Origin of the sequence: Olleya sediminilitoris, assembly GCF_016785945.1 — a bacterium.
Lineage (GTDB): Bacteria > Bacteroidota > Bacteroidia > Flavobacteriales > Flavobacteriaceae > Olleya > Olleya sediminilitoris.
This window is the reverse complement of the sequence record NZ_JAEMEF010000011.1, coordinates 35,835-51,195: the sequence shown is the minus strand read 5'-3', so window position 1 is coordinate 51,195 and position 15,361 is coordinate 35,835. Positions and strand designations below refer to the sequence as shown.

The window sequence follows — 15,361 nt, the reverse complement described above, 5'->3', positions numbered from 1 at the left end:
ATCATGTCTAAAAAAAATCAAACTTTAGGAGAATTTATAATAGAAAACCAAGCGTCTTTTAAGTATACTTCAGGAGAGCTATCAAGATTAATAAACTCTATTAGGTTAGCTGCAAAAGTAGTAAACCATGAAGTTAACAAAGCAGGTCTTGTAGACATTATTGGTGCTGCTGGTGACACTAATATCCAAGGTGAAGATCAACAAAAATTAGATGTATATGCTAACGATAAATTTATACAAACACTAACAAATCGTAATATAGTTTGTGGTATTGCTAGTGAGGAAGAAGACGATTTTATTACTATAAATAGTCAAGATGATAACAATCAAAACAAATATGTTGTTTTGATAGATCCACTAGATGGCTCGTCAAATATTGATGTAAACGTATCAGTAGGTACTATATTTTCAATTTACAGACGTATTACTCCTGTTGGAACTCCTGTAACTTTAGAGGATTTTTTACAACCAGGTAATCAACAAGTAGCAGCAGGTTACGTCGTTTATGGTACATCAACAATGTTAGTTTATACAACAGGACATGGTGTAAATGGTTTCACTTTAAATCCAGCAATTGGTACATTTTACCTTTCACATCCTGATATGCAATTTCCTGAAGACGGAAATATCTACTCTGTAAACGAAGGTAATTATACACACTTCCCACAAGGTGTAAAAAACTACATCAAATATTGCCAAATGGAAGAAGGTGACAGACCTTACACTTCTAGGTATATTGGTTCTTTAGTGTCTGATTTTCATAGAAACATGATTAAAGGTGGTATTTATCTATATCCTAAAAGCTCTAAAAACGAAGACGGAAAACTTAGATTATTGTATGAATGTAATCCTATGGCGTTTCTAGCCGAACAAGCTAATGGAAAGGCAAGTAATGGTTTTGAAAGAATCATGGACATGCAACCAAAAGAACTGCATCAACGTGTGCCTTTTTTCTGTGGAAGTAAAAATATGGTGCTTAAAGCCGAAGAATTTATGCAAAATACCGATTAAATACCTTTGTATCTATTTTTTTGATACTTTTGATAATTAAATTATCCTAATGGCAAATACAGACAAAATCAACGAGGGAGCAACTAACGAAACTGCAGAAGCAGCTTCTAAAATTGACGCAATAAAGCAACTTATTTTTGGTGAAAACATGCAAGCTTATGATAGCGAGTTTGAAACACTTAAAAATGATATATTAACAAAGAAAAAAGAATTAGAAGCTTTAATGGATGACGTTAAGTCTGAAATACTTCAAAATATTGATAATTTAAGTACTGATATAAATATTAGAATTACCGAGTTAGAAAACAGCTTTGAAGATAAAGCCGAAACTTTAGAGGACAAAAAAATGGATCGTAAATTATTAGGCGAACTATTTACAAAATTAGGCGAAAAAATAAGTCAATAATAACTTGGCTTGCGCATGACTCAAGACGATAAATTAAAAATTTTAAAAGACATTTTGCTTAAAGATGAGCATGAATATGCCTCATCCATAGAGATTAAACTTAAAAAGCTTGAAGAGTTAATCACGCAACAAAATAATTTATCAAAACATATAGACCCAATCCTAGAAGATAAACTAGATGAGTTTATAAAAGAAATGCCACAAACAATAGGACCAACCATTACCAAAACTCTTAAAGAAGAAATTAAAAATTCTCAAGATGAAGTTGTTGAAGCATTATATCCAATCATGGGTAAAATGATCAAACGTTACGTCCAAAAAGAAATACAAATACTGTCTGAAAATATTAACCGAAGCATGAGTAATGCTTTTTCTTTTAAAAATATCTTCAGAAAATTTAGGTCAAAAAAATCAGGAGTATCAGAAGGCGATCTTCTGATTCAAGATCAATTTAAGCCAAATATTGAACAAATAATGGTTATTGAAAGTGGTTCTGGTCTAATCGTATCAGAATATTCTAAAACTAACAATATAGATCAAGATACAGTAGCTGGTATGCTAACAGCTATTAAAAGTTTTGCAGAGGATGCTTTTGTAACAGATATACAAAACCTAGAATATATCGAGTATGAAAACTACCATGTGCATCTTCAAAATTTCTCAAAATATTACATTGCTGTAGCAATATCTGGTGCATTTACAGCTACTTTTAGAAGTAAACTAGAAGATAAACTCCTAGATTTTGCTCAAAACATAATTAACAAAACAGATTTAAATAATAGTGAGCAATTTAGCTCTAAATTAAAAAGCTTCTTCCAAAATGAAAATTTCTAAAAAAATAGTTTTAATAGGACACTTTGGTGTAGGAAAATCATCTTTAATTAGACGATTTGTAGAAGATACATTTACGGAAGACTATAAAGTAACCATTGGTGTGCATGTATTAAAAAAGGAAGTGAAATTACCAGAAACAGATAAAGATATTACATTAGTAATTTGGGATCTTGAGGGTAACGATGATATTACCAACACAAGACCATCCTACCTAATTGGAACTAACGGATTTTTATATGTTTTTGATTTAACTCGTCCAGCAACGTATGAAAAACTATCAAACGATTTAGATTACATCTCAGAACGTTTCCCAAAAACACCAATAAAAGTTATAGGAAACAAAAAAGATTTAGTTACCAACGAGTTTATTAAGCAAAACAAAGAGGTTTTTGGACGTTTCGTCGATTTTTACACAAGTGCTAAGTCTGGTAAAAATGTTGAAGATGTATTTACTAACTTAGCTAAAGCTTTAATAAAATAAGTAAAACATCATGTTAGATAATTATAAAAAAGAACATCCTCAATCTGTCAATCAGTATATGATTGTACAATTAGATGGTACTATAACAGAGTCTGACGACGTTATATACAAAAATATAGTAGGAGAAAATATTTCAGAAATTCATCCTTTTTTTGAAAGTATACATGAAGCTTTACAAGAAAAAAACAAGAGACATGTTTTTTCATGTATACATCTAACAGATCAAAACAATCAAACTATAATTACAGATATTGTAGTAAAAACTTTTGATAACGATAAGTTACCAATGATTGTTATTTTAGATCTAACACTACATTACGATAATTATCAAACCACAGCACAAGTTAGAAATGAATCTGTAATAAACTCGCAGATTTTAGAACTAAAAAACGACTATTTACAAGAAAAAGAAGCCTTTAAAAATGCTTTTATCGCTAATTTTAGTCATGAATTAAGAGACCCATTAACTGGTATTTTAACTTTTTCTGACATATTAAAAAAAACAGGTTTAAATGATGAGCAACTTAACTATCTTAAGGTAATAGACTCTTCATCAAGCTATTTAAAACAATTAATTGAAGATATTTTAGACATTTCTAAAATAGAAGCTGGAAGACTAGAATTAGTAATCACACCTTTTGACATTAGAGAGCTCTTAGAAGACATTAAAAAAGGGTTTAAAATAAAAGCTGAGCAAAAGGGATTAGAATTAATAACTAATTTTAATAATAACTTACCACTAATCGTAGGAGGAGACCCATTAAGATTACGACAAGTTATTAATAATCTTTTAGAAAATGCTATAAAATTTACAGAGGTAGGTACCATTACATTCAATGTTTCATTAAACCAAATTAGAGCACAAAAAGCAAGTATTCATTTTCAAATAATGGATACTGGAATTGGTATTGCAGAAGATGATGTAGAACAAATTTTTACCAGCTTCACACAATTAAACAAGGCTAGCACATACAAAGGTGCAGGTTTAGGATTAGCCATAGCAAAACACTTAGTAAGTCTTACAGATAGTAAAATAAGTGTAGACTCTACTTTGGGAGAAGGTAGTACGTTTTCAACAAACATAAACTTCAAATTAGACCACAATTACAAATTAAAATCTATAAAGAAGACCAAAGAGATCAAACCAAAATCAGACAAAAAATACAGCATACTATTAGTTGAAGACTCAGAAATCACACAACTTTCAATACTTAAAATATTAGCCTCAAAAGGTAATTACTTTTTAGACATTGTAACTAAAGGTGAAGACGTTGTACCAAGGATTGAGCAATCAGAATTTGACCTAATCCTTATGGATATAAAATTACCAAATAGTTATGGTGACGAGATCACAAAACTAATCCGTAAAATGCCAGATCGCGATCATAAAAAAACACCAGTAATAGCATTAACTGCACGTGTATTTAAAGACGATTTAAGACGCTACAAAAAAGCAGGAATCAATGACGTTATAAAAAAGCCATTTGATGAAGACGCATTACTATCTAAAATAGAAGAATATCTAAAATAAAAAAAAGCGAACTTTAAAAAGTTCGCTTTTTTAATATCGTTACAACAAAGACAACTATCTGTTCATCGTTTTAATTTCTTCAGTAAAAGTATCTAAATCCACGCCTTCATGCACTAACTCTAAAGCCTTATGCGTGATATATTGTGCATTACTAGAGTTAAACCCTAACCCAACACATAAACGCTCTAAAATAGCTGTTTGCTTAGGACCTTCAATATGATCAGCCCAAACCATTCTAGCCAAGTCGTACAAACGCTCTAAACGTTGGTCGTAAGATGTAGGAGGATTAATTGGATGCTCTTTATAGTCCACTAATATTTGCTTATACTCGCTTTCACTAATATCTAAATTACGTGCTAAACGATCCAAAAACGACTTTTCTTCCTCACTAATCACACCATCACTCATTGCAACACGTACAATTGCAGCAAAATGATCCTCATTACGCTTTTTAAATCCACTATCGAATAAATCTGAAAATGACATACTTTTTTGTTTAATTTATAGAGTACAAATATAGTTAAACCCAACACCTTTTAAAATTAAAAGTTTCTTTTTTTGGGCGTTTATTTCACACCTTTTCAATAAGGTGTAAAAAACCAGGCTCTCACTACTCGCTCTCTGCGAGGAGCTCAAACAGACCGTTCCATCCTTAACGCAGTAACGCCAAAATGTTTCCTAAAAGTTAAATTTTGTAAATCTAAAAGCAAAGTTTTTAGTCAATGCTTATATTTGCATAAACTAAAATTACGTGAGTAAAACTTTAATCTCGCAAACCTATTTACAGTCTTTGCAATTGCAAAAACTGCAAACTGGTATTGCCCAAACCAAAAGTAAAACCCATCTAAAAGGTTTAGTAGGCTCTTCTCTATCCTACAGTATTACCCAAACATTTAAAAACACAGACCTTCCGTTTTTGTTAATTTTTAATGACAAAGAAGAAGCTGCATTCCACCTTAACGACCTAGAGCAATTAATAAACAAAACCGATGTTTTGTTTTATCCAGGAAGCTATCGTAGACCATACCAGATAGAAGAGACAGACAATGCAAACGTACTATTACGTGCTGAAGTTTTAAACCGTATCAATTCGCGTAAAAAACCAGCAATAATAGTAACGTATCCAGATGCATTATTTGAAAAAGTAGTCACCAGAAAAGAGCTAGAACGTAACACACTAAAAGTAACCGTAAACGATAGCCTATCCATTGATTTTGTCAACGAAATACTTTTTGAATATAAATTTAAACGCGTAGATTTTGTTACAGAACCTGGTGAGTTTTCAGTTCGTGGTGGTATCGTAGATGTGTTTTCTTTTAGTCATGATGAACCTTATAGAATCGAATTTTTTGGTGATGAAGTAGACAGTATCAGGACCTTTGATGTAGAAACCCAATTATCTACAGAGCAAATTAAAAAAATTAGCATTATACCCAATGTTGCTAATAAATTAATAGACGAATCTAGACAGAGCTTTCTAAAATACATCGCACAAAAAACAGTTGTTTTTGGTAAAAACTTCGATTTAACTTTTGACAGAATTGATGACTTTTTTAATAAAGCCGAAGACGCTTTTGAAAAATTAAACAAAGACATCAAACATGCAAAACCACAAGAATTGTTTTGTAATTCAACCGAGTTAAAAAAACAATTACTAGATTTTAGTGTGGTCGAGTTTGGCTCAGCTTCCGTATTTAATGCAACCCAAACTATTGTACACAATACAACACCTCAACCAGCTTTTAATAAACAATTCAATTTATTAATAGATAACCTAAACAGTAATCATAATAACGATTACACTAATTATATTGCTTGTGTAAGCGAGCAACAAGCCAAACGTTTTCATGATATTTTTGATGACGTAGACCAAGAGGTACACTACCAAACCGTAACCTTATCTTTATATCAAGGATTTGTAGATCACGACCTTAAAATTGTAGTGTACACAGACCATCAAATTTTTGAACGCTATCATAAATTTCAACTTAAAAACGGTTATGCAAAAAAACAAGCCATAACTTTAAAAGAGTTAACAAATCTTGATATAGGTGACTATGTTACACACATTGACCATGGAATTGGAAGATTTGGTGGACTACAAAAAATTGACGTTGAAGGCAAAAAACAAGAAGCCATAAAATTAGTTTATGGAGAGCGTGATGTGTTATACCTAAGCATTCACTCTTTACATAAAATAACAAAATTTAATGGTAAAGATGGCAAAGCACCTAAAGTTTATAAATTAGGTAGCAAAGCTTGGAAAACACTTAAAGAAAAAACTAAATCTAGAGTTAAGCACGTTGCATTTAATTTAATAAAATTATATGCAAAGCGTAAACTAGAAAAAGGATTTCAGTACAAGCCTGACAGCTATTTACAACATGAGCTTGAAGCATCGTTTTTATATGAAGACACTCCAGATCAAAGCACAGCAACTGCAGATATAAAAGTTGACATGGAAAGTGAGCGTCCAATGGACCGTTTAATTTGTGGTGATGTTGGTTTTGGTAAAACCGAAGTTGCTATTCGCGCAGCCTTTAAAGCAGTAGATAATGGTAAACAAGTCGCAGTATTAGTGCCAACAACTATTTTGGCATTTCAACACCATAAAACCTTTTCACAACGTCTAAAAGATTTTCCGGTTACGGTAGATTATGTTAACCGTTTTAGAACTGCAAAACAAAAACGCGAAACATTAGAAAAACTTGAAAAAGGTCATGTAGATATTATTATTGGTACACACCAATTGGCCAATAAAAATGTAAAATTTAAAGATTTAGGCTTACTAATTGTAGATGAAGAGCAAAAGTTTGGAGTCGCTGTAAAAGAAAAGCTTAAAACCATAAAAGATAATGTTGACGTATTAACTCTTACTGCAACACCAATACCAAGAACCTTGCAGTTTAGTTTAATGGCTGCAAGAGATTTATCTGTAATAACAACACCTCCTCCAAACCGTTATCCAATAGAAAGTAACGTCATCCGTTTTAATGAAGAGTCCATTAGAGATGCTGTTAGTTATGAAATTGAACGTGGTGGACAAGTGTTTTTTATTCATAACAGAATTGAAAATATTAAAGAAGTCGCAGGTATGATCCAACGTTTAGTACCAGATGCTAAAATTGGTGTTGGACACGGACAAATGGATGGTAAAAAACTAGAAAGTCTAATGCTAGGTTTTATGGATGGTGCTTTTGATGTTTTAGTTAGTACCACAATTATAGAAAGCGGTTTAGATGTACCAAATGCAAACACAATTTTTATCAATAACGCTAATAATTTTGGATTAAGTGACTTGCACCAAATGCGTGGTCGTGTTGGACGTAGCAACAAAAAAGCCTTTTGCTATTTTATAACACCAGAATACTCTGCAATGACAGATGATGCTAGAAAACGTATCCAAGCCTTGTCACAGTTTACTGAGCTTGGTAGCGGATTTAATATTGCAATGAAAGATTTAGAAATCCGAGGAGCTGGTGATTTATTAGGAGGAGAACAAAGTGGCTTTATAAACGAAATTGGTTTTGATACCTATCAAAAAATATTAAACGAAGCTATTGAAGAACTTAAAGAAAACGAATTTAAGGACCTTTATGACGAACCATTAGAAAACAAAATTTACGTTAAGGATGTTACCATAGATACAGATTTTTCGTTATTATTTCCTGATGACTACGTTAATAATATAGCTGAAAGGTTAACCCTTTACACCAAATTAAACGACTTTAAAACGGAAGACGAATTAATTGTTTTTGAAACACAGTTAATAGATCGTTTTGGCGAATTACCAACACAGGTTGTAGACCTAATTAACAGTGTACGCATCAAATGGATTGCTACAACTTTAGGTATGGAAAAAGTAATAATGAAAAAAGGCAAACTAATTAGTTACTTTATAAACGATCAACAAAGCGGATTTTATCAAAGTCCAAACTTTACTAAAATTTTAAAATACGTTCAAACACATCCACAATCTTGTAAAATGAAGGAAAAACAAACCAGAAATGGTCTGCGTTTATTACTTACCTTTGATAACATTAAATCGGTTAAAAATGCCTTACAAGCATTACAGCCAATTTTGGAATAGTTTTTGAAATTACCATAGAAAATCACACATAATGTATAAGAAATTATTTTTTTTACTAGCCCTATTACCAAGTGTAATAATGGCACAAAATACCATAAAAGGGACCTTCACTCCTGCTGAGCAATTTAAATTTGCTTTTTTATATCAGGTTACTGCTGACACCTCAATATTTGTTGACAATGCAGACGTAGCAGCAGATGGCACCTTTACTTTTAACCTTAAAAAAGGACAAACTCCAGGAACATATCGTATAGTTTACGCACAACCACAGGAAGAATACAATTTTGATTTTTTATATAATAACGAAGATATCGAGTTAACTTTTGACCTTGAAAAAGGGTTAGATTTCATCACATCTGATGAAAACAAACTATGGATTTCATACAACAAAAGTATGTCTAGAATTGGACAAAGCTTAAATGCTTTTTATACAGCTGGTGGTAAAAGTGAAAGAGATTTTAAAAAAATAATTAAAATACTAAACACAACACAATCAGAATTTGAAAAAGCAGCTGAAGGCAAATTAGTACTTAATTTTATTACAGCTAGTCAACCTTACACGCCTGAGCGCTTAATTGATGCAAAGACATTTACTAAAAATGCTAAAAACGCTTATTTTAATCATATTAATTTTGGAAATCCAATCCTTCAAAATTCAAATTTTTTAATTGAAGCCACTTTAAATTATGTCTTTAATTTTATTGATAATCAAGATCAAAATACGTCATACATCAATAATATAAACACAATTGAAAAAGCAATTGGAAACAATCCAAAAGTTAAAAAGATTTTATTAGAAATTTTATGGAATCAGTTTGCTGTTGAAGAAATAGAACCTGTTGCAAACCACATTGCAAGTACTTACTTATTAGATATTGCAAAAGAAACAAATGACAAAACGTTAGAAAATGACTTAACTTACTTTAAAAACGCGTCCATAGGTAATATTGGACAAGATTTTGAAATAATTGTATATGATGAAGAAGGTCATGCCGAAGTAAAAAAAATGCATGGTTTAGATGAAGCTAACCACTATTTAGTTGTTTTTTGGAGCACAACTTGCTCACATTGTTTAGAAGAAATACCTGAGTTACATAAACTAGTTGAAACGTTAGATAAAGGCGAATTAAAAGTCATTGCAATTGCATTAGATGAAGACCGTTACAGATGGAAAGACATGACTTATAAATTCCCGGAGTTTTATCATGTTTTTGGCGAAGGAAAGTGGGACAACCCAATTGGTGACAATTACAATGTAAAAGCTACACCAAGTTATTTTGTTTTAGATAAAAACAAAAAAATTATCAAGAAACCATACGATGTTAAGGCTTTTGAAACGTATTTTAAAACACTACCTAAGCCAGAACCTAAAGTCAATAAGGATGAAAAAATTAACTTAGAAAAGGAATAATTATTCCTTTTCTAACAACTCTTTATAACTTAAAAAATAAGACTCTTCGCAAGGCGTCATTGCATGAGGATAACTAGGTGTTAACTCCACACCTTCTGATGTTAGATTCCATTGCTTATAGTCCCAATTAGCTTCATAAGTAAAGACTTCACATTCTTGTTGGAACTCGTCCTCTGGATCATAATATTTTTCTTTTAGTAATTTAAAGAAATCAAGATTAGGATACAAAGTTTCTATGTCATCAAGATTAGTCAAAGTATTTAAATCAAAATTATAGCTTACTGCACCATGTGATGGATGTGCACCTCCACAATACACACTGTAATGCTGTGTAAAACTCACGTATTTTGTACTAACTAGATTAACTGTATGACCAATTTCAAACCAAGAGTTACAATCTAAACCAGTAATAGCATTTTCTAAATGTAAATTGTCTAAAATAGGATTAAAAACAGCTCTTTGTTGTGATGTAAACCCATTACCAAGTCTAAATAATTTTTGATTGCTATATTTTTCATGCAACCATACTAATTGCTTGTCATTATAAACCGAAATACTATCTCTAATAAAAGTCAGTTTAGGGTTTCTAAAATCTTCAATTGGATCCTCTGCTGTTTCGGTTAATGTAACTTTGTAACGCTTCTTTTTAATGGTAACAGATCCTACTAATTGGTTTTCTACTTTTTTTAACCTAAACACCTCATCAGACTCCTCAAAAGTATCTTCAAAATAATGATAACCATCCACTATGGTAAATTGCTCTTTATTAAAAACACCTCGTAACGGAATGTTAATTAGTTTAGAATTGTAAAAATAATAACCATCTACCCTTCCTTTTGAGGGTTGATCTTCATCTTGATCTGCATAAATTTTAAAATGAATAGGAATTGTTCCAACACGACCAACATAAGATTGTGACCAAGTTAGTAGCGGAAATAATAATAGTACAAAAAGGTTTTTCATAATAAATATTTAAAACTAACAATATAAGATTTGAAACTTAAAGCTATTGCTTCTTTTTATGCAAAGTCAAGCTTTACATAATTAACTAATATTATTCATAATACGCAAAAACGCTTGCAATATTGCAAGCGTTTTATTTTAATTAGTATAATGACATATAATTTATTAAAAGAGATTGCTTAGTTCCTCGCAATGACGTTTCCCTTTTAGTTACCCAACAATATTTACGATTTTACCAGGTACAATAATTATTTTTTTAGGTGTACGACCATCTAATTGCGCTATTGTTTTTTCATGAGCCATAACTGTTTTTTCTATGTCGTCTTTAGACATATCCATTGGCAACTCTAAAGTAAAACGCATTTTACCGTTAAATGATATTGGGTAATTTTTGCTACTCTCTACCAAATGGCTAGCATCAAACTCTGGGAATGGTGCAGTACTTATAGATGTTGTATTACCTAATTGGCTATAAAGCTCTTCGGTAATATGTGGTGCATAAGGTGACAACAACACCAATAATGGTTCTAAAACAGCTTTACTTGTACATTTTTGTTGTGTCAACTCGTTAACAGCAATCATAAAGGTTGAAACCGAAGTATTAAAAGAAAAATTCTCTATATCTTCTTGTACTTTTTTTATGGTTTTATGTAACGATTTTAGGTTGTCTTTAGTTGGCTCAGCATTATTAACATTAACTCCGTTTTCTCCAACATATAATTTCCATAGCTTTTTTAAGAAACCATGCACACCTGTAATACCAGCAGTATTCCAAGGTTTGGCTTGCTCTAAAGGTCCTAAAAACATTTCGTATAAACGTAAACTATCTGCTCCATACTGCTCGCAAATATTATCTGGATTTACGACATTCAACCATCTCTTAGACATTTTTTCGACCTCCCGACCAACAATAAAAGTTTCATTTTCTTCTGAAATAAATAAAGCTTTTAAATAATCTTTACTTGTTTTATGACTTTTAAACTTTTCAACATCTACTTCATCTGAAGCATTAACTAAATTAACATCAATCCTAATTGGGTTTATATAATAAGTTAAAACAGCTTTTCCTTCTAATAAATCACTTTTAATTTCTTCTTCTAAATTTAGAGTATTTAAAATTTCATTGAAAAGCTTATTTTGCTTTGAAGGATCATGATGTAGTTCACTAATAGCTGATGAGTTAACAGAACTCTTCATATTAGTACTTTCAAATAATATTTCTTTAGAAACTATAACATTAACTTTCGTATCCGTTCCATAATTCAGACGTTCAATTGAAACATATATTTTATCATTATCAACTTTATATGGTTCTTTCAATTTAGAAACTCTGACGTTAGTAATATTAAAAGCTATAGCACTAGTCCCAAGTATCATTCCTTGGTTAATTAGCTTTTTAAAAGGCTCTTCTACTCCAACAAAACCTCTATCTTTCAAAAACTTCACCCAAAAACGTGAGTATAATAAATGTCCTGTGGCATGCTCACTTCCACCAATATAAAGGTCTACGTTTTCCCAGTAGTTAAGTGCATCTTTGCTTGCAAAATCCTCTCCTCTGTTGGCTTTTTCTTCCATATAACGGAAAAAGTACCAAGAGCTTCCTGCCCAACCAGGCATTGTGTTTAACTCTAGTGGGTAAATTCCGTTATCTTTAGACGTCTCGACTGCGCTCGACGAGACAAGAGTGTTAGAAACCACTGTATTTGTATTAGTATCCCAAGCCCAAACATCTGCACGACCTAAAGGTGGCTCTCCTGTTTCGGTTGGTAAATATTTTTCTACTTCTGGTAATGTGATTGGTAAATGCTGTTTATCAATCATTTGTGGCATTCCGTTAACGTAGTATACTGGAAACGGTTCTCCCCAATATCTTTGACGTGAAAATACTGCATCACGCAATCTGTAGTTTGTTTTTCCTTCGCCTTGTCCTAATTGCTCCAACTCGTAAATAGCGCGTTTGGTTGCTTTTTTATAGTTCATTCCGTTAAGGAAATCGCTATTTGCAATTTTCACATTGTCTTTAGACGTAAATGCTGCTTCACTAATATCTGCTCCTTCAAAAATATTAGGAATATCAATATTAAAATGTTTTGCAAAGTCGTAATCACGTTGGTCACCACAAGGTACAGACATGACTGCTCCTGTACCATAACCAGCTAATACGTAGTCACCAATCCAGATTGGAATTGGCTCCTTACTAAATGGATGCTCTGCGTAAGCACCTGTAAATGCACCAGAAATGGTTTTTACATCTGCCATACGATCGCGTTCGCTACGTTTTGAAGTTGCTAAAATATAAGCATCAACCTCTGCTTTTTGTTCTGGAGTTGTTATTTGAGATACCAACTCATGCTCTGGAGCTAAGGTCATAAAACTAACACCAAAAATAGTATCTGGTCTAGTTGTGAAGACTTCTATTTGATGATACGTCTCGACTGCGCTTGACGAAACAGAAGGAATAACATTGAAAGTTACACTTGCTCCAACAGATTTTCCAATCCAATTACGTTGACTTTCTTTAAGTGAGTCTGTCCAATCTATAGTATCCAACCCTTGTAATAAACGTTCTGCGTAAGCAGAAATTCGCATACTCCATTGCGTCATTTTTTTACGCATTACAGGATGTCCACCACGTTCTGACACTCCGTTTACAATCTCGTCGTTTGCTAAAACGGTTCCTAAAGCAGGACACCAGTTTACTTCTGTTTCGGCTAAATACGTTAATCTATATTGTAATAGTATTTCTTGTTGCTTTTCGGGTGAAAACTCATTCCATTGTTCAGCTGAGAATATTTCGATATTATCATCACAAACAGCGTTTACATTAGCATTTCCTTCCGTAGAAAATATTTTAATTAAGCTCGAAATTTCTTCAGCTTTATTAGTAGTGTTATTATACCAAGACTCAAATAACTGAATAAAAATCCATTGCGTCCATTTGTAATATTCTGGTGTAGATGTACGTACTTCGCGACTCCAATCGAAACTAAAACCTATTTGATCTAGTTGTCTTCGGTAAGTTTTTATGTTAGTTTCTGTTGTAATTGCTGGATGCTGACCTGTTTGTATTGCATACTGTTCTGCTGGCAAACCAAAGCTATCATAACCTTGTGGATGCAATACATTAAACCCTTTATGACGTTTGTAACGTGCATAAATATCTGACGCGATATAACCTAATGGATGACCAACGTGTAATCCTGCACCTGATGGATAAGGAAACATGTCCAAAACATAATATTTTGGTTTATCACTAGTATTAGAGGCTTTAAAAGTTTGGTTTTCGGCCCAATATTTTTGCCATTTGGCTTCGATGTCGTTAAAATGGTATTGCATTTTTGTGTTTTACTGCTTAATTAAGCAACAAATTTAAACTTATTATAAGACTATTAAAAGTTTGACGTTGTAATTATAGAATATATGAATAGGTTTCATTTTTCTTTTATATTTTTACATTATAAACTAACATCAATTTATGAGTTCTTCTTTTGAAAGATATCAAAAACGCAGATTAATATCGTCTTACTTTTCAGTGGTACTTAGTATTGCTTTAGTCCTTTTTTTATTAGGAATCTTAGGGCTTTTAGTCTTAAATGCTAAAAAAGTAGCAGACTTGTTTAAAGAACAAGTTACTGTTACAATTTATCTTAAGGACAATGCTAAAGATGTAGAGGTTAAACAACTTGAAAAAAGTTTAGCATTAGCAGATTATGTAAAGTCAACAGTTTATGTGTCTAAAGAACAAGCTGCCGAAGCTATGAAAGCTGAAAACGGAGAGGATTTTATGGCATTTTTAGGTTTTAATCCTTTACAGAATAACATTGATGTAAATTTAAAAGCCGATTTTATGACTTCTGAAAAACTAGAAGAATTAGCAGCTTCTGCTTCTGAAAAAAGTTTTGTTGATGAAGTTAGATATGATAAAGACCTTGTAACCTTAATGAATAGTCGTGTTAAAAAAATTAGCTTCTGGGTACTGTTACTTAGTGCTATTTTTACTCTAATAGCTGTTTTACTAATTAATAGTAGTATTAGATTGTCTGTTTATGCTAAACGATTTACAATTAAAACCATGCAAATGGTTGGAGCTACTAAACGTTTTATAAGACGTCCTTTTGTTTGGAAAAGCATAAGATTAGGTGTACTTGGAGCCATAATTGCGTTAATAGGCTTAGGGTTTATTGTATATTATGTAGATAAGACCTTTCCAGAGTTAAGTTTACGTCAAAACCCAATACTAATTGGTAGTTTGTTTGGTATTGTTTTTCTTTTAGGAATTATCATCTCTTGGCTTAGTACTCACTTTGCAACACAACGTTTTTTAAACCTTAAAACAGACCAGCTTTATTAATTTAATAAGTTTTTAACTAATTTTCTAATAATAGTTAGTATATTAGTCGACTATATTTACTTAACCAATAAATTTAAAATTCGCTATTGACCAAATAATACTTAAAATGATTAATTAATCTTAAAAACTAATGATTATGAAACGAATCACATTTGTATTACTAGGTATGATTGCTATTGTTGCTTATTTATTAACAACAACGCAAAAAATGGAAACAAAAATTGTACACTCTGAAAAAGTATCTGCAAACAAACAACATGCTAATTACTATTTAAAATAAGCA

12 protein-coding genes are annotated in these 15,361 nt (G+C 31.7%); 9 read left to right on the top strand and 3 right to left on the bottom strand.

Annotation, left to right across the window (positions count from 1 at the left end):
- Positions 1 to 3 precede the first annotated feature (3 nt).
- The 5 genes from fbp to JAO71_RS12115 are packed head-to-tail and all read left to right on the top strand — an operon-like array spanning position 4 to position 4,263.
- Positions 4 to 1,011, top strand: a complete 1,008-nt coding sequence (fbp, locus tag JAO71_RS12135; RefSeq protein WP_028289694.1) for a class 1 fructose-bisphosphatase — start codon at positions 4 to 6, stop codon at positions 1,009 to 1,011.
- 49 nt (positions 1,012 to 1,060) lie between these two features.
- Positions 1,061 to 1,417 (top strand): hypothetical protein, encoded by a 357-nt coding sequence (locus JAO71_RS12130; protein ID WP_028289693.1) that lies wholly within the window; start codon positions 1,061 to 1,063, stop codon positions 1,415 to 1,417.
- Positions 1,418 to 1,432: 15 nt separating this feature from the next.
- Positions 1,433 to 2,251 carry a hypothetical protein gene (locus JAO71_RS12125; protein WP_028289692.1) on the top strand — a complete coding sequence of 273 codons (819 nt, stop codon included), beginning with the start codon at positions 1,433 to 1,435 and terminating at the stop codon, positions 2,249 to 2,251.
- Entirely contained in the window at positions 2,238 to 2,732 is a 495-nt protein-coding gene (locus tag JAO71_RS12120; RefSeq protein ID WP_028289691.1) for a Rab family GTPase, read from the top strand. Before JAO71_RS12125 ends, JAO71_RS12120 begins: the two co-directional genes overlap by 14 nt.
- A gap of 10 nt (positions 2,733 to 2,742) precedes the next feature.
- Positions 2,743 to 4,263 (top strand): ATP-binding protein, encoded by a 1,521-nt coding sequence (locus JAO71_RS12115; RefSeq protein ID WP_203001037.1) that lies wholly within the window; start codon positions 2,743 to 2,745, stop codon positions 4,261 to 4,263.
- Between the two features lie 54 nt (positions 4,264 to 4,317).
- Here JAO71_RS12115 and JAO71_RS12110 read toward each other — a convergent pair whose 3' ends face one another.
- Positions 4,318 to 4,749: a tellurite resistance TerB family protein gene (locus tag JAO71_RS12110; protein ID WP_028289689.1), complete on the bottom strand. Its 432-nt coding sequence runs from the start codon at positions 4,747 to 4,749 to the stop codon at positions 4,318 to 4,320.
- A gap of 265 nt (positions 4,750 to 5,014) precedes the next feature.
- Between JAO71_RS12110 and mfd the strand changes: the two genes are divergently transcribed.
- Entirely contained in the window at positions 5,015 to 8,353 is a 3,339-nt protein-coding gene (mfd, locus tag JAO71_RS12105; protein ID WP_203001035.1) for a transcription-repair coupling factor, read from the top strand.
- A 31-nt stretch (positions 8,354 to 8,384) separates the two neighbouring features.
- Positions 8,385 to 9,764, top strand: a complete 1,380-nt coding sequence (locus JAO71_RS12100; protein WP_054852100.1) for a TlpA family protein disulfide reductase — start codon at positions 8,385 to 8,387, stop codon at positions 9,762 to 9,764.
- Here JAO71_RS12100 and JAO71_RS12095 read toward each other — a convergent pair whose 3' ends face one another.
- Both JAO71_RS12095 and JAO71_RS12090 read right to left on the bottom strand, forming a co-directional pair.
- Positions 9,765 to 10,727, bottom strand: coding sequence for a hypothetical protein (locus JAO71_RS12095; RefSeq protein ID WP_203001033.1), 963 nt, complete (start codon positions 10,725 to 10,727; stop codon positions 9,765 to 9,767).
- A gap of 210 nt (positions 10,728 to 10,937) precedes the next feature.
- Positions 10,938 to 14,063, bottom strand: coding sequence for a leucine--tRNA ligase (locus tag JAO71_RS12090; protein ID WP_203001031.1), 3,126 nt, complete (start codon positions 14,061 to 14,063; stop codon positions 10,938 to 10,940).
- A gap of 139 nt (positions 14,064 to 14,202) precedes the next feature.
- On the opposite strand from JAO71_RS12090, the gene JAO71_RS12085 reads away from it, so the two are divergent.
- Both JAO71_RS12085 and JAO71_RS12080 read left to right on the top strand, forming a co-directional pair.
- On the top strand, positions 14,203 to 15,078 hold the full coding sequence (locus JAO71_RS12085; protein WP_203001029.1) for a cell division protein FtsX: 876 nt from the start codon (positions 14,203 to 14,205) through the stop codon (positions 15,076 to 15,078).
- A 136-nt stretch (positions 15,079 to 15,214) separates the two neighbouring features.
- Positions 15,215 to 15,358, top strand: a complete 144-nt coding sequence (locus tag JAO71_RS12080) for a hypothetical protein (protein WP_162874902.1) — start codon at positions 15,215 to 15,217, stop codon at positions 15,356 to 15,358.
- Positions 15,359 to 15,361: the final 3 nt, after the last annotated feature.

What these genes read in the sequence shown, in the direction of transcription:
- fbp (WP_028289694.1), top strand. Translation starts at nt 4, where the DNA reads ATGTCTAAAAAAAATCAAACTTTAGGAGAATTTATAATAGAAAACCAA.
- JAO71_RS12130 (WP_028289693.1), top strand. Translation starts at nt 1,061, where the DNA reads ATGGCAAATACAGACAAAATCAACGAGGGAGCAACTAACGAAACTGCA.
- JAO71_RS12125 (WP_028289692.1), top strand. Translation starts at nt 1,433, where the DNA reads ATGACTCAAGACGATAAATTAAAAATTTTAAAAGACATTTTGCTTAAA.
- JAO71_RS12120 (WP_028289691.1), top strand. Translation starts at nt 2,238, where the DNA reads ATGAAAATTTCTAAAAAAATAGTTTTAATAGGACACTTTGGTGTAGGA.
- JAO71_RS12115 (WP_203001037.1), top strand. Translation starts at nt 2,743, where the DNA reads ATGTTAGATAATTATAAAAAAGAACATCCTCAATCTGTCAATCAGTAT.
- JAO71_RS12110 (WP_028289689.1), bottom strand. Translation starts at nt 4,749, where the DNA reads ATGTCATTTTCAGATTTATTCGATAGTGGATTTAAAAAGCGTAATGAG.
- JAO71_RS12100 (WP_054852100.1), top strand. Translation starts at nt 8,385, where the DNA reads ATGTATAAGAAATTATTTTTTTTACTAGCCCTATTACCAAGTGTAATA.
- JAO71_RS12095 (WP_203001033.1), bottom strand. Translation starts at nt 10,727, where the DNA reads ATGAAAAACCTTTTTGTACTATTATTATTTCCGCTACTAACTTGGTCA.
- JAO71_RS12090 (WP_203001031.1), bottom strand. Translation starts at nt 14,063, where the DNA reads ATGCAATACCATTTTAACGACATCGAAGCCAAATGGCAAAAATATTGG.
- JAO71_RS12085 (WP_203001029.1), top strand. Translation starts at nt 14,203, where the DNA reads ATGAGTTCTTCTTTTGAAAGATATCAAAAACGCAGATTAATATCGTCT.
- JAO71_RS12080 (WP_162874902.1), top strand. Translation starts at nt 15,215, where the DNA reads ATGAAACGAATCACATTTGTATTACTAGGTATGATTGCTATTGTTGCT.